Origin of the sequence: Occallatibacter sp. (assembly GCF_049582745.1) — a bacterium.
Taxonomy (GTDB): domain Bacteria; phylum Acidobacteriota; class Terriglobia; order Terriglobales; family Acidobacteriaceae; genus Telmatobacter.
On record NZ_JBAUUO010000101.1, the window covers coordinates 143,316 to 159,996 of the forward strand.

A 16,681-nucleotide genomic window follows, 5' to 3' on the forward strand; every position below is an offset into this window, starting at 1 on the left:
GAGGGGCTTTTGTTTTATGGGCTTCTGGCGGAATCGGCAGACGCGGCAGCCTCAAGAGCTGTGACATCTTCAGGGTTCGAGTCCCTGGGAGCCCACCAATTCGTCGACAGGTTTGTGCTTAGGAACCTGATCGCTCGACGTGTATCTAGGTTGCACGGAGTTAATAAGTCGTGGGGATGTGGTGGAAATGGGAGACACGCTGGTCTTAGAAACCAGTGCCTTCGCGCGTGAGAGTTCAAATCTCTCCATCCCCACCAGGAGATTAATGGAGACGTGGCCGAGTGGTCTATGGCACCGCACTGCTAACGCGGAGTGCCTTTGAAAGGCACCATCCGTTCGAATCGGATCGTCTCCGCCAGTTTGTTTCGTCGGTAGGATGAGCGGAACGGTATCGCACCTCGTTGGAGGCGAGGCTCACGCAAGCGATGCGTGTGCAGGTTCAAGTCCTGCTCCTACCGCCAAGAATCGGGGTCCCCGGCGACAGGTCTTCGTCGTTGGGGTGGGGGTAGCGTTGGGCATTTGGAAAGCCCATCCCGTTCGAAGCGGGACGTACCTTCGGGGCTTGCGCGTTCGACTCGCGCCGCTACCGCCATTTGAAGCGCAGGCATTTTCAGGGCAGAGAGGATGAATCAAATGATGCCGAGTATCAAGCAGATTGTGAAGGACAACATGGCCAGGTTCTCTTTCTATCGCACGGGGAACATGTTCTACACCGTCGATGTGGAAGGGCAGAAGTACCACTTTCCGGTCTCGCTTGAAGACATCGGCGGAGCGACGTTGACGGCGGAATTCAAGGCGATCACTCTGATGCGATATATCCGTAAGGCGCTAGCGGACGGAACGTTTGTGCGAGCGACGTAACTCGATTGTTGAGGGTCTTCGCAATCACTGTTGGAGAGGTTCGGCAAGTGGCAAGCCGATCCCGTTTGAAGCGGGACGTGCCTTTGGGACTTGCGCGTTCGACTCGCGCCCTCTCCGCCAAATGTGGGTGTGTTGGGGCGACTGGTTGCCCCACCGGGCCGTAACCCCGGGGCTCTTTGGAGTAATGAGGGTTCGAATCCTTCCACACCCACCAAAACTTTGTGTACCCGCGGCCGTAGCTTAAGCGGCAAAAGCTCTCGATTGTCGATCGAGCAGATGCCGGTTCGAATCCGGTCGGCCGCGCCAACAATTTATCACGCCGTCGGCTAACGGTTAGGCCAGCGTCCCTTCAAGGCGCGAATGCCAGTTCAACTCTGGTCGGCGTGACCAAAGATTCCGGGAACGCTGTGCGCACTTCCGCGTTCACGATGTGCTCAATTGTTCGAAATGGTAGTACCCAATACCCTGAGTGACTAATAGTTGTAGCGTTTGCATTTGACTTTTGAAACTAAGTCGGGGTAAAGTACAAAAGTCATGATGCTCCGAGTCAATCACGGATTTATACCAACCGCGTGGGCGCAAGCGACGCGACAGGGTATTACCGTGTTCTGGCCGGACTAGCGAGATTTAGCTCCAATTCAGGAGACTCGAGCCCCCGGCCTTCAACAAGGTCGGGGGCTTTTTAGTTTCTTGGCAACTTGCGCGGTATCTCAACTGGCAGAGAACCTGACTGTTAATCAGGGTTATGCGGGTTCGACTCCCGCCTGCGCAGCCAACATTAGTGGCGAGTAGTGTAACTGGGAACACGCCGCGCTCTGAACGCGGAAAGTCAAGGTTCGAAACCTTGCTCGCCAGCCAGTTAGTAACTATGTCAGTGGAGTAACTGGCATGGATAAGTGAAGTGTGTCTAGGCGAAGACGAAAGGAGAATGTTCCGGGATCGTCTAATGGCAGGACAGTGGTCTTTGGAACCACGGATGGTTTGGGTTCGAATCCCCCTCCCGGAGCCAGAAGATGAGCGGCTGTAGTCGAGCGGTAAGACGCTGCGTCGCCAGCGCGGAGATCGCCGGTTCAACTCCGGCCGGCCGCTCCAAGCAAATGGTTTGAAGTTGGCGTGGCAGAGAGGGCAATGCAGCTCATTCGTAACGAGGACAATGCCGGTTCGATTCCGGCCGCCAGCTCCAGGACGCAAGAAAGGCTATATGACGAGTGCGATGACGATGCCGGTACTAGTGCTCAATGCGAGCTATGAGCCCGTGAACATTACGCGGGCTCGCCGCGCCCTCGTGTTGCTCATCAAGGGTGTTGCCGTCATCGAAGAGGCACACGATCGGTTTGTGCATGTCGGCGTGCAGTTGCCATGTGTCATTCGTCTTCGCCAGTATCGGCGTTTGCCGCTGCGGATCCAGACGCTGTCGAGGAAGAACATCCTCATCCGTGACGGACACATTTGCCAGTATTGCGGCGACAAGTTTTTGAGCAGCGAATTGGAACTGGAGCATGTGGTTCCGCGCGCTCGAGGCGGACAGAGCACGTGGGAGAACCTGGTCGCTGCATGTCGAGACTGCAACGCACGGAAGGCAGACAGGACGCCAGCGGAAGCAGGCATGAAGCTGCTTCGCCAGCCGCGCCGAGTGACGATTCACACCTCTCGTGCTTTCATGCGCCAGACGGGAATCGGCGAGGAGAAGTGGAGGAAGTATCTGTACTACTGAATTCGGGCCGGCATAGCTCAATGCCAGAGTGTCGCCTCGGTATGGCGAAGGATGCGGGTTAAAGCCCTGCTGCCGGCTCCAACAAGATTGCACCTGTAGCTCAAGTGGAAGAGCGGCTGACCTGTAATCAGCAGAATGGGTTTTCGAGTAGCCCCGGGTGCTCCAACTGTGGCCGTGCCGACTATCGGAATGTCGGGCATGACTGTGACTCATGTCTCTTGTGGGTTCAACTCCCACCGGCCACCCTTATTTCAAGAAAGGAGAACTGCCATGCATTAGGCGTCCAAAGGAACGCTATTCATGAGCAGATCGTATCGCTCCCCGTTTGCTGCGGTGACGGGTGCGAGAAGTGCGGCGGATGACAAGCGCCTCGCAGCGCGCGGAGTTCGTCGCAAGCAGAATCAGTGGCCGCGGAAGACCGTTGATTTCGATGAGGCAATTGTGCCGCATCGTCTCGAATGCCCTTGGAATGAGGTGTACTGCTGGGGCCGAGATGGCGGCCAGCATTTCCAAGTCCCGGACGATCGAGATTGGTCCAGGCATTGTCTTCAACAAAACGGTCTTCATCCATACGAATCGTCTCGGTGGAGAGACCACAACGAATGGCCGCCGCGTTGGTATGTGCGGCTGCAGCGCAAGTAAGGATTTGGGCCGTAGGACTACTTGGGTGGTCGCCTGCTTTGCAAGCAGGATAGTCAGGTGGGTTCAATTCCCACACGGTCCACCAGATTTCGCCAGTCGCGTATGCGCGGTCGATACGCTCCGCTGAAAACGGAGAGAGCAGCGTTCAACTCGCTGGGCTGGCACCACGGGGAATAGTGTAATGCGTTGCATCCGTGCCTTGGGAGCACGTGGTCTCAGTTCAATTCTGAGTTCCCCGACCAAAGATTTGAGCGTCCGTGCCAGAGGGGATTGATGGCCTTCGCTACGAACGAAGTGCACGCAGGTTCGAGTCCTGCCGGACGCTCCACAAGTTGAACCACAGTTTCTCGAACGTTCTGATGGTGAATTGACATGATACTTAGGACCTTCAAACGCGACATAGTCAGAATGACCGGCAAGCGGGTCATTTGGGGAGTCGTGTCTTGAGGGTCTGAGTGCATACGTCGAATGAGCACCAGACCCCGACCCAGGTCGGGGTCTTTTATTGTTCTTTGAAAATGAGGGTGAAGTTCAGACTGGTAGAACGTCGGCCTCCAAAGCCGAATGAAGCGGGTTCGATGCCCGCCACCCTCGCCAGCGGCTGCGAAGCTCATGCGGATGAGCAGGCGTCTCATAAGCGCAAGGTAGTCAGTTCGAATCTGACCGCAGCCACCAAGCTTTGGAGGTATAGCTGCTATCGGTATGTAGCCCGCGCCTTATAAGCGCGAGTCTCCGGGTTCAACTCCCGGTACCTCCACCAATGGGTCACAGGTGTTGACGGCAGCATAGGCGGCTCTTAACCGCTCGGACGGGATTCGACTTCCCGGTGGCCCACCAACTTTGGAGTCGTACTCGAATTGGATGCAGAGACCTGACTTTTAATCAGCGGGAGAAATCCCAATGTGGGTTCAAGTCCCACCGGCTCCACCAACACGCGCCAGTGGCCGAGATGGATGAGGCACGGCACTTCTAATGCCGTCAAACGCAGGTTCAAGCCCTGCCTGGCGCTCCAAATCATCTACGCCGTCCTAGCTCAACGCAGAGAGCGCATCGGTCCTAACGATGAAGATGCGGGTTGGAGTCCCGCGGGCGGCTCCAGTGTTGTTGTCCACGCGCGTGAAGCTCAAGCGGATTGAGCGTCGGCGTCCGAAGCCGAAGGCTGTGGGTTCGAGCCCCATCACGCGCTCCAGTTTTGCAACCAAGAGCCGGGTTAGTTCAACGGAAGAACGCTTGTCTTACAAGCAAGCTACGCGGGTTCGACTCCTGCACCCGGCACCAATTTGAATTCTGTATCCAGGGATAGCTCAGTTGGCAGAGCGCGCGATCGATAATCGCGAGGTCGTGGGTTCAACTCCCACTCCCTGGACCATTCTTGAGCGGGCGTCGCCAAGCGGTAAGGTACCAGGCTTCCAACCTGGCAGTACGTGGGTTCGATTCCCACCGCCCGCTCCAAAACTCTGATCGATCCGGAAGTTCTCCGCACACGCGACATCGCCGATCGTGTGTGCGCATTCGGAAGAGTCCGATGCTGGGTCGGCCGGTAATCAACAAACCCACGAATTCTCCCATGGCGAGCGATGCCCACACTCAAGGCCCCTTACAGGCGATAATACTCAACAGCGACAGATGCTGGTGGCACCAAAGCGTTTTGACGGGTAGAAGCATAACTGGGGGATAAATGACGATCGATCAAGCAGCAAATAGCTTTTCCTTCGTAAACGACTTCAAATTACACACCGAACTGATCCAATTCGGGGATAATGCGCTCCCTTTGTATGCGTCTGCGCTTTATCTCGATATCGATGACTTCGCGTCATTTGCATCGAACAGTCTCACTGATGATCCAGCCGACAAGAAGGCCGATATCATTTACATTAGCGAAGCAGATAGCTTAGCCTATGTCGCGCAAGGCTACTCAGCACAGCAATGGGGTCAGCCCACGGCGCCAGCGAATAAGGCTTCCGACCTTAACACCGCCGCCGCATGGCTATTGCAGGCTGATATCGACGCGGTTCCGCCGGTCATCAAATCTCAAGCGCAAATGCTACGCAAGTGCCTAACAGATCAATCCATAAGTCGGATCATCTTCGCCTACGCCCATAACGCGTGTATTTCTCCGACAGTCAAGGCTGAACTGGATACATTGCAGACCATGGTCGGCGGACTTTCGCTATGCCAAGGCGTGACCATCGAAACAGTCGAACTGGGTCTGCAGAGCATTCAAGAGCTTTATCTGAACTCCACTGGAATAATTCAAGTTACTGAGGAGATCGATTTAGTGTCCGACGGGGTCATCAAGGTTCCGGGTAACAACTGGGATTCATTCGTTTTGACTCTAAATGGTGAAGTTCTCAGAAAGCTCTATGAAACTCACAAGAGCGCACTCTTCAGCGCGAACTTGCGAGACTTTCTCGGCCTCCGAAAAAACGCTCGAAATGTTAACAACACGATCCGAGATACGGCACAACAGCGACCAGATGAATTTTTCATCTTGAACAATGGCGTCACACTTATTACAAACGAGGCAAAGTTGCTTGATAACCCCCGCCGACTTCGGGTATCGGGCCTCTCGGTTGTAAACGGAGCGCAAACAACCGGCTCGCTCTTTGCAGCTGGCGCACTACACGCGTCACATGTTTCTCTATTGGCGCGAGTGATTCGAGTTTCGGATGACACGCTCATCGGAAAGATCGTCGCCGGCAACAATACGCAGAACTCTATCGTGGCGTGGGATAGACGGAGCAACGATTCACTCCAAATCAGGATTAAGGATGAATTCGCTGCAAAAGGAATCTCATACGTTCACCGTCGCGACTCGAATAGACACAGCAGCAGCTCTATCTTCGCCGAACAAATCGGGCAGATGCTCTGTGCCTTCGGCGGAGACTTACAGACAGCGATTCGAGCTAAAGCTGAGATATTTGAATCTGACGCGACATATGCGAAAGTGTTCCCGAACTCCATCACCATCGAGCACATGTATGCGGTGCAGACCCTGGGGTGGGCCTATGACGAGGTCAAGTCTGCGCTCAGAGTAAAACTGAATTCAAATCTAGCGACTCAAATCGAACAGGCGCAATTCCAATTAATCGATTTTCCAGCCTCGAAACAGTTTGTCTTGGCTACCTTTAGCCACCTGCGGGAAGAAATAGCAGGTCGCTCCGTCCCGAACGTATCGACCTTTCGCTTCCGACAGGATAAGGTGATATCGAATCATCAACCCGCAACAAGTGCATGGGCCTCAGCCCTTTCGTTTCTGCTGCCCTTGATGGCATCGAACCTGCCCGCTCCACCTTATGAGGTTGTGCGTTCCAGCGCCCACCTCGCGACTGTAGCGACACAAGTCCGAGCGCTGACTGCAGGCTTACTCACTTTTCAAAATCCGTTTGCCATGATTCGGACCTTTCTCGCTAATCCGTAACGCGTCGCCGCGTCGTCGCACTCATACACGGCGTATAAGTTAGGTGTATTGCCCCTGACAAACTTTTGTGCCGGCGGAGCGAAAAGGAACTTACCGGGCAAAGCCGGTTTAGATCAACTACGATTGCGTTGCATCCAGCACAGGGGAGTGAGATGGCCGAAAAGGTTCAGTGTGTTCCCGGTGGACACCAAATCTCGACCTACGACGCCTATTGGTGTCAACAATGCCAACAGTATCTCTGCTATGGACATGCGCGCACCGGCACATTTGTCAATACCATCAAATGCCCCAAAGGTCATGAGGTGCACAAGGCTAAGTAAACCTTGGACCATGCCCTTTGAATACCGGATTCTGAGATTCTGCGAACCGTCCCAACTAAGAAGCGGGCCTTCCATACCGCCAGAAACGTCGGGGCCCGACGCTGCTCAGATTGTGCCCAATGCGGCACTCTCGTGCAAATGCGGATTTCTAGCGAAGTTCTGTCCAATATGCCAGAGGCCGATCACCTAATGAATCACGTAGTAGATCTTCTCCTCGATCTCACTTTGGATTAGCCACTCACCATCGACGACCATGATCTCGAGGCGTTCCCGTTCCGATCCCGCATACCGTTTGCCTGAAATCAAAGTTGTGTCCCAGGTTTTATCGAAAGTGACTGTCAATTGCGTCGGACTGTCAATTACCATCCTAATATTTGCGAGGTCAAAGACATGGATGTCCTTGATAGCTGCGAACGCACGTGCTTTGTTTTCCTCGATTAACGCGCGAGAGACATCGTGGCGGAGATAGTAGGTTCCAACCTGAGGCGCATAACAATTTACTTGGTTCGCCAAGTTTTTCTCTTTGAACGACTGCACCCATTGATTTAATAGTTGCTTGACCGCCTGTTCAGCGCGCACGTTTGGGTCTGGTTGTACAAGATTGACAGCTCGATCCCCCTCTGCGCCGGCCGCTTGTGCGGTCGGTGCAGGATTTGCGAGCACCCCGGCTTTGATGTGCTGCCATTCAGGTTCCTGAAGGACTTCCGGAGCCACTTTCTTGAGTGCATCTTCAAGGATGTCTCGTGGATCGGGCTTCGAAGCAAGGTCGCTTTCAATCGGCTTCAGCTGGCTGAGTTCTTCATAGGCTTCGGGACGCCGACCGGCAAGATACGCCCGCAAGAAGAGATCGATCAGATCTCGATCTCGCTCCATTGACTCGGTCTGCGTGTCATATGATGCCTTTTCATAAGTTTGCTTCGCTGCATCATACTCGTTCGAAATAAGTTGAGTGAAAGCTCGTGTATTGACACGGTACACTCCATCCGCTCCAGCACCGTAGATAACCGGGACGCCGAAAGTGCCCTGAGCAAAGCTGCCCAGCGCGTATTCGAATAGGCGATCACGACGGATTTCGAGGCGCCCATCACCGTCGAGATCTTTAAACTCGGCACCACCGGAACCAAGCTCTTCATCGAAAACGACAAATGGGCCCTGCGGTCTTAAGGAAATGACCGCAATCGTGGTACAGCAGTGTGCACCCCCGCTGTAGTCTGAAAGCACAAGCTCAGGAAAGCCATCTCCGTTAATGTCCTTAGCTTGGTCGCTCTGAAACTGCACCTGCCATGTTGACGGCATATTCTGCTGAGTCAACGAGTAGGTCGACCCCAAAACCACGGTTCCATACTCATTGTTGAGTTTGGCTGAAGGTGTCGAGGTGAAAGAGAAGAGGTCGGACTTCATAGTGAATTGTGAGCCGTTGGGATAGACGATACTCTGGACCTTGTCTTCGGTCTTGAACGTAATGATCCCGCGAACGTTCTGATCATTCCAACTCGCAGCAGGTGATGGCGTAAATGTTGGATGGTTGAGAAGTGATACTTGCGGTGGCCGGAGATCCGTCACCTGACCTGAAAGCGGAGCGGACACCGCCTGCGATGCTTGCGGCGGAGAAGGAGGTTTCACGTTGAAATACCAAATCACCCCAATCAGCGCGATTAGTGAGAGGCCGATCCCAAAAAAGAGTGGACCTCTGCTACCGCTTTTCTCCTCCAACGAGCCGAAAGTTGGAGGTGGTGCTGACTTGCGTTTGCGGTCAGTAAGAGGCTTCGTACCTGTGACTGATTGGCTCACAATCGGCTTACTTGCGGGTACATTGTTCCCTAACCATCCAAGTCCAGCCCTACCGATCTCATCACAGATGAGATCCCGTTGCTGTTCAGATCTGGCTACAAAATAGAATTGGGAGTCATTGGTAAAGCTCTCACATCCAAACTTATCCGCCAGATCCGAGAGCGTCTTGAACGCAAACTCCAGATTCAGTGGATCGGGTGTCACTTCAAGCAAAATGACGACTGACTCATCGCTCCCATCCACCGCCGCGAGGATTCCATGGGAGGTCTCCCTCTCTATACGAAACCGGTAAAGCTGTTTTGAACTCGTAGCCATCCTTTGTATCCTAATCAATCACAATTCTCGCCAGACTAAGCCCGAGCAAGTTGAACTAGCGTTGTGGAGACCGCTTCTCATTGAAGCGGTTGTGAGATCTGCTGTTGAGTTACTCCCCGATTAATACGAAGGGACGATACTTGGGATCGGAGGAACTCCTGGCTGTTACGTAAGCGTGCCCTTTGAAACCACCACATCACATTTGAGCTCGGTCGCCAATCCCAGTAAATTTCCTGCAGTTCGGCCCCATCCGGATTCATCCAATTGATCTGTCTCGGTAGACGGCTCGTTGGATCGACGCTCATCAGAATACGGTTGTTGTATTTATCGGCGAACAGGATCGTGAAAGGGCCGACCTGAATCATGGCCCGCTCAGGATCGTCATCACTCAATAGGAGGGCTGGTAAAGCGCGGAAGGGCGCTGCTGTCGCCGTGTCCGCAGGCAACTCGCTACGAACCCGCCTGTCAGACGACCAGGTCCATCCAGCTTGACCATCGCTGAATACAATGGTGCGGTTGCCACCGACAGAATCATCGCGAATGCTGAGGGGAGCAGCAAACGTGGTGGTCTGCATCGTCGTTCCGCCGTTCGCAGTCCACGTATTCCTGGTAACGCGTTGCCAATCACGAACCGCACTCAATGCCGGCTTCCCTCCCATCGCTCTCTGTACCTGGCTCAGGAGTTCAAGAGCGTGTGGATCTTTCTGTCCGGGGTCGAGCCGCTGATTGTCAACACCCGTACTGATCGCAGGAGAGATATACGGCACGCGCACAAGCGGTGCAGTTGGAGGCGGAGGTGCGAACGCTGAAGGCTGAGACGCGGGAAGGTTTTGATCAGATCGGGCATCAGAAACTTCGATCGAAAAGTGCGAGCCCGGGCGAAACTCAATATCGGTTCCCGTAGAGGTCAATGTAATTGCAGCGGCCAGTCCCACGCCTGCGCCAATTGCGGCCCCTGCTGCTGCCCCGCTCCCACCTCCTCGGAGTCCTCCCACCAGCGCTCCGACGAATGCTCCTCCCAAAGCAGCCCCCGCGCGCTTCTTGTTTGAAGACTTTCCGATCACTCGACCTTCTTCATCGACGTTTTTGACACCTTTGGAATTCGACACGTCTTTGAGAACGGTCGAGATGCGCGCAGTCCGGCCATTGAACGTGAGGGTGTCGAAAACGAACATTACCTGCGCACTCCCTTTACCTAAACCTCGTTGCGGCCGTTGAACTTTGGTGATGCGTCCCGTAACTACTCCTCCTTGCCAATTGGGTGGAGCATCAACTGTCGCGGTAAACGAGTCACCTTCTTTAGCCGTGGCACTATTGATCGGCGATAAAAGGCGAACATCAAACATCTGGTTTTTCAGTCCGAATCCAGGGCCGTTTGAAGGAGACGGAACCTGAGCGAGCAGATCCCCTGTGAGAATACCCGTCAACAGTGCCACACAAATTAAACGTCCTCGCATATCAACGAACCTTTCTCATTTCCTGTCAGTACTGGACCGCCCAGTCGATGACAATTCGCATCGATCCCTTGCCCACGACTCGAAGAACCAAACGATCGTAATTATTTGTTGGCGAAGGAGTAACGACGATTCCAACCTTTTTTTCATTCGTTGGTTGGATGACGCAGGGCAACCGAGGAAGTGCTCCCTCGACAGAGCCAACATCGGCATGGTCATGATCGATAGTCACCAGTTGGATTCCGGAAACATTACCCGTCCAGATCAATTGTCCAGTCGCCGGTCCCGCCAGTCCAGATATAGAAATATCCACCATTGCATTTGTTTCGCCACCCTGTCCGATGGCGTGAATCGTGTAGGCGGTCTTGCCCATGGGACGAACCATGAGACTTCCAGATTGATCAACTGGACCTAGGTTCGGCTCTAATCGGACGTCGGAAGCTCCGGTAACTTCCCAGCGCAACGAAGTGGTCTGACCGAGTTTCAACTGTGTTGAGTCCGCGGCGAAGCGAACCTTCGGCGGTTGAGGTGGCGTTGGTAGATCGACGTGCATATTCTGAACAACTGGAACGCTCGGTCCTTGATCAAGCTTCGCTGTTGGGCTCTGTTCCTGTGGTCCAAGCTGCATGGTCGGAACCACTGGAGCCACGGGCGTCCTCTGTTGCAGCAGTTCGCCGTTTGCTTGCGGTTGATGCTGAGGAGTCGTCTGATTGCTGACTTGGTCATCCGGCGGGCTAGGAGATTGCAGCAGTGGATGCACGTCGTTCACCGGCGGTGTGCCGGGCTTTACCTGCTCCGGCTGTGATACTCGTTCCTGCGGAATCGGTGCTGGCGGCGGAGTTACTTGCGCCTGCCTTGTTTGTCTTTTGCTGAGCAAACTGATCGCAGTTACCGAAACGACAAGAAAGAGAGCTACTGACATAACCCAAGCAAGAAGGTTCGGCCGTGAGTTGGGCAGAGAATGAATCTGTCCCCCCGCGACAATTGACGGAACGGACGGCGGCCGGTCCGTGTCACATGCCGAAGGGATAACCTCGTTATGTTCAACTTCGGGCTCGGTGAACGCTTCAAGCCCACTGGACTCGATTGCCCGCATCAACTCTGCACTTTCCTCCGATGTCCGGGCCACAACGTAAAACTGCGAACCGTCGGTGAAACTCTCGCAGGCGCGATCTGTTGCGAGTTGCTCCAATGCTGCTAGCCTCTTCCCGGAATCGGTCCCTTCAAGCGCAACCTGTAAAAGCTGCACACTTGACCGATCGGCCTCGTCAATCGCTGACAGGACTCCGCGCGAGACCGGGCCTTCAATTTGAAACCGATAGAGCTGTGTAGGAATGATTTTCATTTGCTTAGCCTGAGATAGAAACGATGACAAACATAAGAGGATTCGTCTCCTCAGCGTTGAGCCGCAATTGCAATGGCAATGATTCCGAACATGAGCAAGCCCAAAAGCACGAGTAGAAGCAGCGCCCGCGATTGGTGATGAGGACGCGCCGTGGCGCTAACTTGATCTCTCTTCTGAGCATTAGCCTTCTCCGGGCTTAGTTCGTTGACGAATTCTCTTGGGGCGCTCAGGTCGGGATGAGTTGCCGCCAATTCCCTGAATAACCGCAGCGCGTGCCCGTGCCCGGACTTCTCATACTCGACCAGAGCCTGGTCATACTTTTGCGTGAACTCGCTTTCTCGCGGATGCACTTTCAGATCGTTCAGAAACTGCCTCGCCAGATCGATCGACTCGGCAAAGTTCACCCCTTGCGTGCCTACCAATTGGAAGGTGGCCAGCCCTACCGCTTCTCCGCGATTGTTGAGCACTGGACCGCCGCTGTTTCCCGGATTGATGGCTGCATCCATTTGAATCACTTGCCAACCACCTGACATATCTTTCACGCCGCTCACATGGCCCACGGTCATCGACGGTTGTATTGAACTGACCAGCGTGAACTCTGGGAACACGGAAACGCTGCCCGGGTAACCCATGACGAAGACGTCGGCTCCTGCGCGGACACCACCAGCCGATATGCTTTCTGCCATTGGGACGGTCGGCAGATCATTACCATCGATCTTCAGAATTGCAATGTCCTTACCAGGCATGGGTTCGCCAATCTTCTCAACCTCGCAATTCAACTGCCGTACCTGGTTGATAGTGTCGCCATGCGCCGAAGGGAGAATTATGCGCACTTCGCGCGAATAGTGGAACCTACTGCGACCGGCGTACTGTTCGGCTAGAACGCTGCGCAGTCGTTCGATTGCCTCAGGTTGGACTTGCTGACCGGGCAGCAATTGTTCAACCGCCCTTCCTATCTCTGTAGCCTGTTCGCCAACAAGTTCAGTCAGAGAGTCGACTGCCGCCTTCTCCAATTCCTGTTCATTCGGTTCCACTACATGGGCATTTGTCAGCACATATCCGTCGGGCGTGATGATAAATCCGGTCCCGAGTGAATACAGCTTTTTATTTATGTTCCGCTGCTCGCCTTCTGTAAGGTAACGGCCGGGATCAGAGTAAAAGGCATTAAAGAGTATTTCGCCCGCTTCCTCCTTGGTAGTTCGTCCGGGGACAATCTGGCCGCGGAGGCTGTCGACCAGCTTGTTCATATTCGGATCTAATTCAGTGACCTGACCCGATGCTTCGAACGCAACGACAACCTGTACGGTCGAAGGGCTGACACGATCCGCAATCTGAGTGGCATCAAGCGAACGGCCGCCATCACTTCCGGCCCTGCGCACGCAGCCGTTCAAAATTAGGAATCCGAGTGCCGGAAGAATTGCGTATCTGCGCAGCATCGGAAACCTCCGCAACCTCGGTTGCTATCTCGATTCCTGAATCTCCGGTTCGTAAATAACGTCGCCCTGCAAGACACGAAGGCCCCGCCGCCGAACCTTGCCCACCGTTATAGCTAACTGTGCGTCTCGTCGCTGGTAGGTATAACCCGGTTTGGGGTCGATCATCTCAAGATTTGCTGATTGAACTAGTCGCCGCAATGCCACTTGGATGTCGGCCCTGCTTCGCTCCCTATCGATGTCCTGATCCGTATCACGAACGGCTCCGTAGACAATCTCCTCGCGCATTTGGCCGAACTTGTCCATGATCGCGTTGGATGTGTGTCCGCGGTGGGTATATTTCAAGCTCTTGAGCAGTGCACCGATCCTGTTCGCATTCTCAAGTGTTTCCTTCGCAAGTGCTTCCGATCGATAGAGTCTCCGGGCAAGATCAGCCCAGATTTCGTATCCGATCAAGAGGCCCGCCACGAACCGCGTGTCCTCTGAGTCGATCGGCGTGGGCAGCATCTTCAGTGTGTTGTCGATTCGTACCGATAGTTCGCTGAACTGCCTGATAAGCTCCTGAGACTCCCAGACCATAGCCTGCGCCGATTCCGAGGCGGGGGGGGTTTTGCTCCCAGATGAGCCTCTCCACCAAGACCAGATCGCCAGTAGCAAGATCAAAAAGGACAGAGCCAACTGAATGACCGCTAGGGTATTCATCGTCTTATTCCCCCTCTCTCTGCAAAGGTCTGAAAGCAACGCTATCCCCGTCAGTGCCGAATGCTTTGACTGTCAGGCGGAACTCCTGAAGACGCACCAACAAGGCCCACTCGTTGCCGGGAACGACATGTCGCGTTGACTCCGGCAGCCAGGTACCAAGACGATCCAGCATCTTCGCTGCCTCATGCGTGTCAATCTGCCGGTCGCTTCCATCCAGATCCTCCCAAAGGACGACCGGTTCATTTCCGTCCCAGGCACGCGCGAGCTGTCCTGCAAGCCCCTCGACAGGGATCACCTGATCCACTTTGAAAATTGGCTGAAAGTGAGGACTGTCAAATCCGAAAGCGCCGATCGTTGAGGTTGTTCGCTGCGTATTCGTGTCGAGTTCGATTACCACGCTGCCACGGTGCAGCGCGCGAGATTGGCACGCTCCGGTGACAACGCACTCCTTCGGCTTCGCCGCACGCTCGATCGCAACGTTGGGAAGTTCTGCCTCAATTGCCTCCCGCACAACACTCAGATAGGTCGTCTTGCCCGAGATTTGAATGATGTCCAGCGTACTCCCGGTGTCCTCCACTGCCTTTCGCAACGTCTTGGCCCGCATCTGGATTTGCTCTCGAGCGAATTCAAGGAACATCTGCGTCAGGCTCTTGCTGGCGAATTGATCCCCTTCGATGTGGGCAAACACAATCGTTTCAGTTCTCGTCTGGCCGTCGTCTAGGACTCGAAGCTGCACTTCTTTGGGAACCTGGTTCCGCGCCTCTTTCCCCTCTTGGCTCAAGCTTGCTTTGAACTGGTTGGCCACGCTACGGAGCTCGGCTCGATTAAGGCGGATATCGTGTTCTGCGGCGCCCACCATTCCCTCCGCGATAAGCACGGACGCGTTGCTCTTGCCGCTGCGGGAGAGATGTTTTTGGCAGCGCGCGGCCAGTTCGTTGGCCAGGTAGTCTGTCAGGTCCTCGCCCCCGAAACGCTCGCCTCGACAATAGAGAACCTGAGGCAGGATGCGCACCTGCTCGCGGTCAATCTCGTGCTGGACGCGCACCAAGGCGATATCTGTCGTCCCACCGCCGAGGTCAAACGAAGCTACCGTGTAGTCCTTGCCGTTCGTTCTTCCGGCTCGTTCAACGAAAAAATCGATCAGCGCGGCGATCGGCTCCTGCATGAAACGCACACGACCGTCATTTGATCCAAAGGCCTGAGCCAGCGCCTCGCGAAGACGAGAAAACTGGCGCAGAGAACAGCGCGCCGGATGCGTTAGGATAAAATCCCGCAGGGCGGCACCTTTGGCCTTCTCTGCCGCGTGCCTTACGTTGCGCAGATAATCTGCGGCTACCTCGCTGGCCCTTCGTTCTACCCAGCGCGCATCCTTTTCGGGGCGAATGCTTAACTGCTGCTCAACGTCGCTGAGTCGCTGCTTCAAGCGGTCTGCCGTGCTGGCCGCGATGTCGGGATACTCAGCCGCCAGGCGTTTGACTCGTGCGCCCGTCTCGATTCCAGGCGGCGTCGTCTCGAGAGTCAGATAGCGGACCGCGGTCGGAGACACCACCGCTTTGTCCTCATCCAGGGCGAGCAGTTCTGGTTCATTTCCCAACGACCAGACGGCGCAGCAACTGTTGCTCGACCCAAAATCAATCGCTGCAACGCCATCGTACAGTGGCATGGGCCTGACTTTGAGCGGTGCCTTCCACTCCCGTACCGGAAGGTTCGTCGCAACTCTCAGGCCTAAGCTAGCAAGCACTGGAGGTTGTCCCTGCAAGGAGCTTAGATCCAGATCGAATTCCACGATGCGCGATGCTCCGCCTTCGATCTCAATCGGTAATTGTGTTAATCGCTGGATACTGATGCCGGACAACGTTCCCGCAAGAAGCTCCGCTTGCTCCACCACCAGAGTTCCGTTGTTCAGTCCGGTTTCGCGACCGTCTTCACTCTGGTTGTGCAATTCAAAGTTCAGCCGCTGGCCCGACGACTGCCACCGTTCCTGCGGCTGGCTGAACTCGCCCGACCACCGCAATTGCGGTGGTCGGCGCATATCGACTTCCAGCCTTGCCCGCGTCTTCTCCACTCCATGCGGACTCTCGTATTCCACTTCAAGTTCGGTGTTGATGTGCGTCTCAATCGCTGATCTTGGAACTCCATCCATGCTAATCTCTACATCGAGATCCTGACCCTCGCCCACACATTCGCCGCCCGGAGCGATCTTCGCGTCTGCGCTCAATCGGCTTCCAACAATGTTCACCTTGTGCACGATGAGCAGGCCGCTGACCGGTCGCAGGGTGACCCGATTGCGGCTGCGCTTTCCATCGGGAGCTACCCATGCTTGCACACGCGGCGGATCACATTCCAGTTTGGGTGCCCGGTCAATCACCAAGAGTTGAGCATGCCCGCTCCCTGCCTCGGTAATCACCGCGATCGGACCCGTCATCACCTGCTGCAGCGGATCCTGTACCTGCAGAATCAGGTTTTGCGTTTCTCCCGGCGCAAGCTTCGCTTTCTTGGTCTCATTGAGTCGCAACCATTTTGGCAGTTGCACTCGCTCCACGGTCAACGAGGCGCAACTTAGATTCGTGACGCGTGCATAGATCCTGGGCGACCGACGTTCGCCCGAATACAGAACCGCGGGCATCAACTCTACGTCGATTTGCGCGCTCGGTTCTCCGCAATATCCGCAGTACGCATCGTC

9 protein-coding genes and 29 tRNA genes are annotated in these 16,681 nt (G+C 55.0%); 32 read left to right on the forward strand and 6 right to left on the reverse strand.

The window, feature by feature from the left end; all coding sequences use genetic code 11:
• Window positions 1–18: 18 nt before the first annotated feature.
• From WCA10_RS15545 to WCA10_RS15700, 32 genes are all read left to right on the forward strand, one after another.
• Window positions 19–98 (forward strand) — tRNA-Leu (locus WCA10_RS15545).
• Window positions 99–172: 74 nt separating this feature from the next.
• A tRNA-Leu gene (locus WCA10_RS15550) sits at window positions 173–257 on the forward strand.
• 10 nt (window positions 258–267) lie between these two features.
• Window positions 268–358: transfer RNA gene (locus tag WCA10_RS15555), tRNA-Ser, on the forward strand.
• Between the two features lie 12 nt (window positions 359–370).
• A tRNA-Ser gene (locus WCA10_RS15560) sits at window positions 371–461 on the forward strand.
• Between the two features lie 43 nt (window positions 462–504).
• A tRNA-Ser gene (locus WCA10_RS15565) sits at window positions 505–592 on the forward strand.
• A gap of 41 nt (window positions 593–633) precedes the next feature.
• A complete protein-coding gene (locus tag WCA10_RS15570; RefSeq protein ID WP_472823448.1) occupies window positions 634–861 on the forward strand; it encodes a hypothetical protein in 228 nt (75 codons plus the stop codon).
• 32 nt (window positions 862–893) lie between these two features.
• Window positions 894–981, forward strand: a tRNA-Ser gene (locus tag WCA10_RS15575).
• A 5-nt stretch (window positions 982–986) separates the two neighbouring features.
• Window positions 987–1,075, forward strand: a tRNA-Tyr gene (locus WCA10_RS15580).
• Between the two features lie 15 nt (window positions 1,076–1,090).
• A tRNA-Asp gene (locus tag WCA10_RS15585) sits at window positions 1,091–1,167 on the forward strand.
• A gap of 9 nt (window positions 1,168–1,176) precedes the next feature.
• Window positions 1,177–1,251 (forward strand) — tRNA-Glu (locus WCA10_RS15590).
• 309 nt (window positions 1,252–1,560) lie between these two features.
• Window positions 1,561–1,636 (forward strand) — tRNA-Asn (locus tag WCA10_RS15595).
• Between the two features lie 7 nt (window positions 1,637–1,643).
• A tRNA-Gln gene (locus WCA10_RS15600) sits at window positions 1,644–1,719 on the forward strand.
• Between the two features lie 74 nt (window positions 1,720–1,793).
• Window positions 1,794–1,870: transfer RNA gene (locus tag WCA10_RS15605), tRNA-Gln, on the forward strand.
• An 8-nt stretch (window positions 1,871–1,878) separates the two neighbouring features.
• Window positions 1,879–1,953, forward strand: a tRNA-Gly gene (locus WCA10_RS15610).
• Between the two features lie 15 nt (window positions 1,954–1,968).
• Window positions 1,969–2,044 (forward strand) — tRNA-Thr (locus tag WCA10_RS15615).
• Window positions 2,015–2,575, forward strand: coding sequence for an HNH endonuclease (locus WCA10_RS15620; RefSeq protein WP_472823449.1), 561 nt, complete (start codon window positions 2,015–2,017; stop codon window positions 2,573–2,575). Before WCA10_RS15615 ends, WCA10_RS15620 begins: the two co-directional genes overlap by 30 nt.
• Window positions 2,576–2,581: 6 nt before the next feature.
• Window positions 2,582–2,656 (forward strand) — tRNA-Thr (locus WCA10_RS15625).
• Between the two features lie 8 nt (window positions 2,657–2,664).
• A tRNA-Thr gene (locus WCA10_RS15630) sits at window positions 2,665–2,740 on the forward strand.
• Between the two features lie 483 nt (window positions 2,741–3,223).
• Window positions 3,224–3,302: transfer RNA gene (locus WCA10_RS15635), tRNA-Ala, on the forward strand.
• A gap of 82 nt (window positions 3,303–3,384) precedes the next feature.
• A tRNA-Pro gene (locus WCA10_RS15640) sits at window positions 3,385–3,459 on the forward strand.
• 9 nt (window positions 3,460–3,468) lie between these two features.
• Window positions 3,469–3,545: transfer RNA gene (locus WCA10_RS15645), tRNA-Arg, on the forward strand.
• Window positions 3,546–3,737: 192 nt separating this feature from the next.
• Window positions 3,738–3,814, forward strand: a tRNA-Trp gene (locus WCA10_RS15650).
• 2 nt (window positions 3,815–3,816) lie between these two features.
• A tRNA-Met gene (locus WCA10_RS15655) sits at window positions 3,817–3,892 on the forward strand.
• A gap of 6 nt (window positions 3,893–3,898) precedes the next feature.
• A tRNA-Ile gene (locus WCA10_RS15660) sits at window positions 3,899–3,977 on the forward strand.
• Between the two features lie 82 nt (window positions 3,978–4,059).
• Window positions 4,060–4,147 (forward strand) — tRNA-Lys (locus WCA10_RS15665).
• A gap of 4 nt (window positions 4,148–4,151) precedes the next feature.
• Window positions 4,152–4,229: transfer RNA gene (locus WCA10_RS15670), tRNA-Arg, on the forward strand.
• A 10-nt stretch (window positions 4,230–4,239) separates the two neighbouring features.
• A tRNA-Arg gene (locus WCA10_RS15675) sits at window positions 4,240–4,315 on the forward strand.
• 14 nt (window positions 4,316–4,329) lie between these two features.
• A tRNA-Arg gene (locus WCA10_RS15680) sits at window positions 4,330–4,406 on the forward strand.
• A 15-nt stretch (window positions 4,407–4,421) separates the two neighbouring features.
• Window positions 4,422–4,495 (forward strand) — tRNA-Val (locus tag WCA10_RS15685).
• 15 nt (window positions 4,496–4,510) lie between these two features.
• Window positions 4,511–4,586 (forward strand) — tRNA-Ile (locus WCA10_RS15690).
• A 7-nt stretch (window positions 4,587–4,593) separates the two neighbouring features.
• Window positions 4,594–4,669 (forward strand) — tRNA-Gly (locus tag WCA10_RS15695).
• Window positions 4,670–4,895: 226 nt separating this feature from the next.
• Window positions 4,896–6,638, forward strand: coding sequence for an AIPR family protein (locus WCA10_RS15700; protein ID WP_472823450.1), 1,743 nt, complete (start codon window positions 4,896–4,898; stop codon window positions 6,636–6,638).
• Window positions 6,639–7,144: 506 nt separating this feature from the next.
• Here the strand turns inward: WCA10_RS15700 and WCA10_RS15705 are convergent.
• The 6 genes from WCA10_RS15705 to WCA10_RS15730 all read right to left on the reverse strand — a co-directional run bounded on the left by WCA10_RS15705 (window position 7,145) and on the right by WCA10_RS15730 (window position 16,531).
• Complete coding sequence (locus WCA10_RS15705) at window positions 7,145–9,064, reverse strand: FG-GAP repeat domain-containing protein (RefSeq protein WP_472823451.1); 1,920 nt, start codon at window positions 9,062–9,064, stop codon at window positions 7,145–7,147.
• A 77-nt stretch (window positions 9,065–9,141) separates the two neighbouring features.
• Window positions 9,142–10,239, reverse strand: a complete 1,098-nt coding sequence (locus WCA10_RS15710; RefSeq protein WP_472823452.1) for a hypothetical protein — start codon at window positions 10,237–10,239, stop codon at window positions 9,142–9,144.
• 307 nt (window positions 10,240–10,546) lie between these two features.
• Window positions 10,547–11,863 carry a hypothetical protein gene (locus tag WCA10_RS15715; protein ID WP_472823453.1) on the reverse strand — a complete coding sequence of 439 codons (1,317 nt, stop codon included), beginning with the start codon at window positions 11,861–11,863 and terminating at the stop codon, window positions 10,547–10,549.
• A 50-nt stretch (window positions 11,864–11,913) separates the two neighbouring features.
• Window positions 11,914–13,254 (reverse strand): S1C family serine protease, encoded by a 1,341-nt coding sequence (locus WCA10_RS15720; protein ID WP_472823454.1) that lies wholly within the window; start codon window positions 13,252–13,254, stop codon window positions 11,914–11,916.
• Between the two features lie 69 nt (window positions 13,255–13,323).
• On the reverse strand, window positions 13,324–13,875 hold the full coding sequence (locus WCA10_RS15725) for a hypothetical protein (protein WP_472823455.1): 552 nt from the start codon (window positions 13,873–13,875) through the stop codon (window positions 13,324–13,326).
• A 127-nt stretch (window positions 13,876–14,002) separates the two neighbouring features.
• Window positions 14,003–16,531 (reverse strand): virulence factor SrfB, encoded by a 2,529-nt coding sequence (locus WCA10_RS15730; protein ID WP_472823456.1) that lies wholly within the window; start codon window positions 16,529–16,531, stop codon window positions 14,003–14,005.
• Between the last annotated feature and the right edge of the window lie 150 nt (window positions 16,532–16,681).

What these genes read in the sequence shown, in the direction of transcription:
- WCA10_RS15570 (WP_472823448.1), top strand. Translation starts at nt 634, where the DNA reads ATGATGCCGAGTATCAAGCAGATTGTGAAGGACAACATGGCCAGGTTC.
- WCA10_RS15620 (WP_472823449.1), top strand. Translation starts at nt 2,015, where the DNA reads ATGCCGGTTCGATTCCGGCCGCCAGCTCCAGGACGCAAGAAAGGCTAT.
- WCA10_RS15715 (WP_472823453.1), bottom strand. Translation starts at nt 11,863, where the DNA reads ATGAAAATCATTCCTACACAGCTCTATCGGTTTCAAATTGAAGGCCCG.
- WCA10_RS15710 (WP_472823452.1), bottom strand. Translation starts at nt 10,239, where the DNA reads ATGTTCGTTTTCGACACCCTCACGTTCAATGGCCGGACTGCGCGCATC.
- WCA10_RS15705 (WP_472823451.1), bottom strand. Translation starts at nt 9,064, where the DNA reads ATGGCTACGAGTTCAAAACAGCTTTACCGGTTTCGTATAGAGAGGGAG.
- WCA10_RS15700 (WP_472823450.1), top strand. Translation starts at nt 4,896, where the DNA reads ATGACGATCGATCAAGCAGCAAATAGCTTTTCCTTCGTAAACGACTTC.
- WCA10_RS15725 (WP_472823455.1), bottom strand. Translation starts at nt 13,875, where the DNA reads ATGGTCTGGGAGTCTCAGGAGCTTATCAGGCAGTTCAGCGAACTATCG.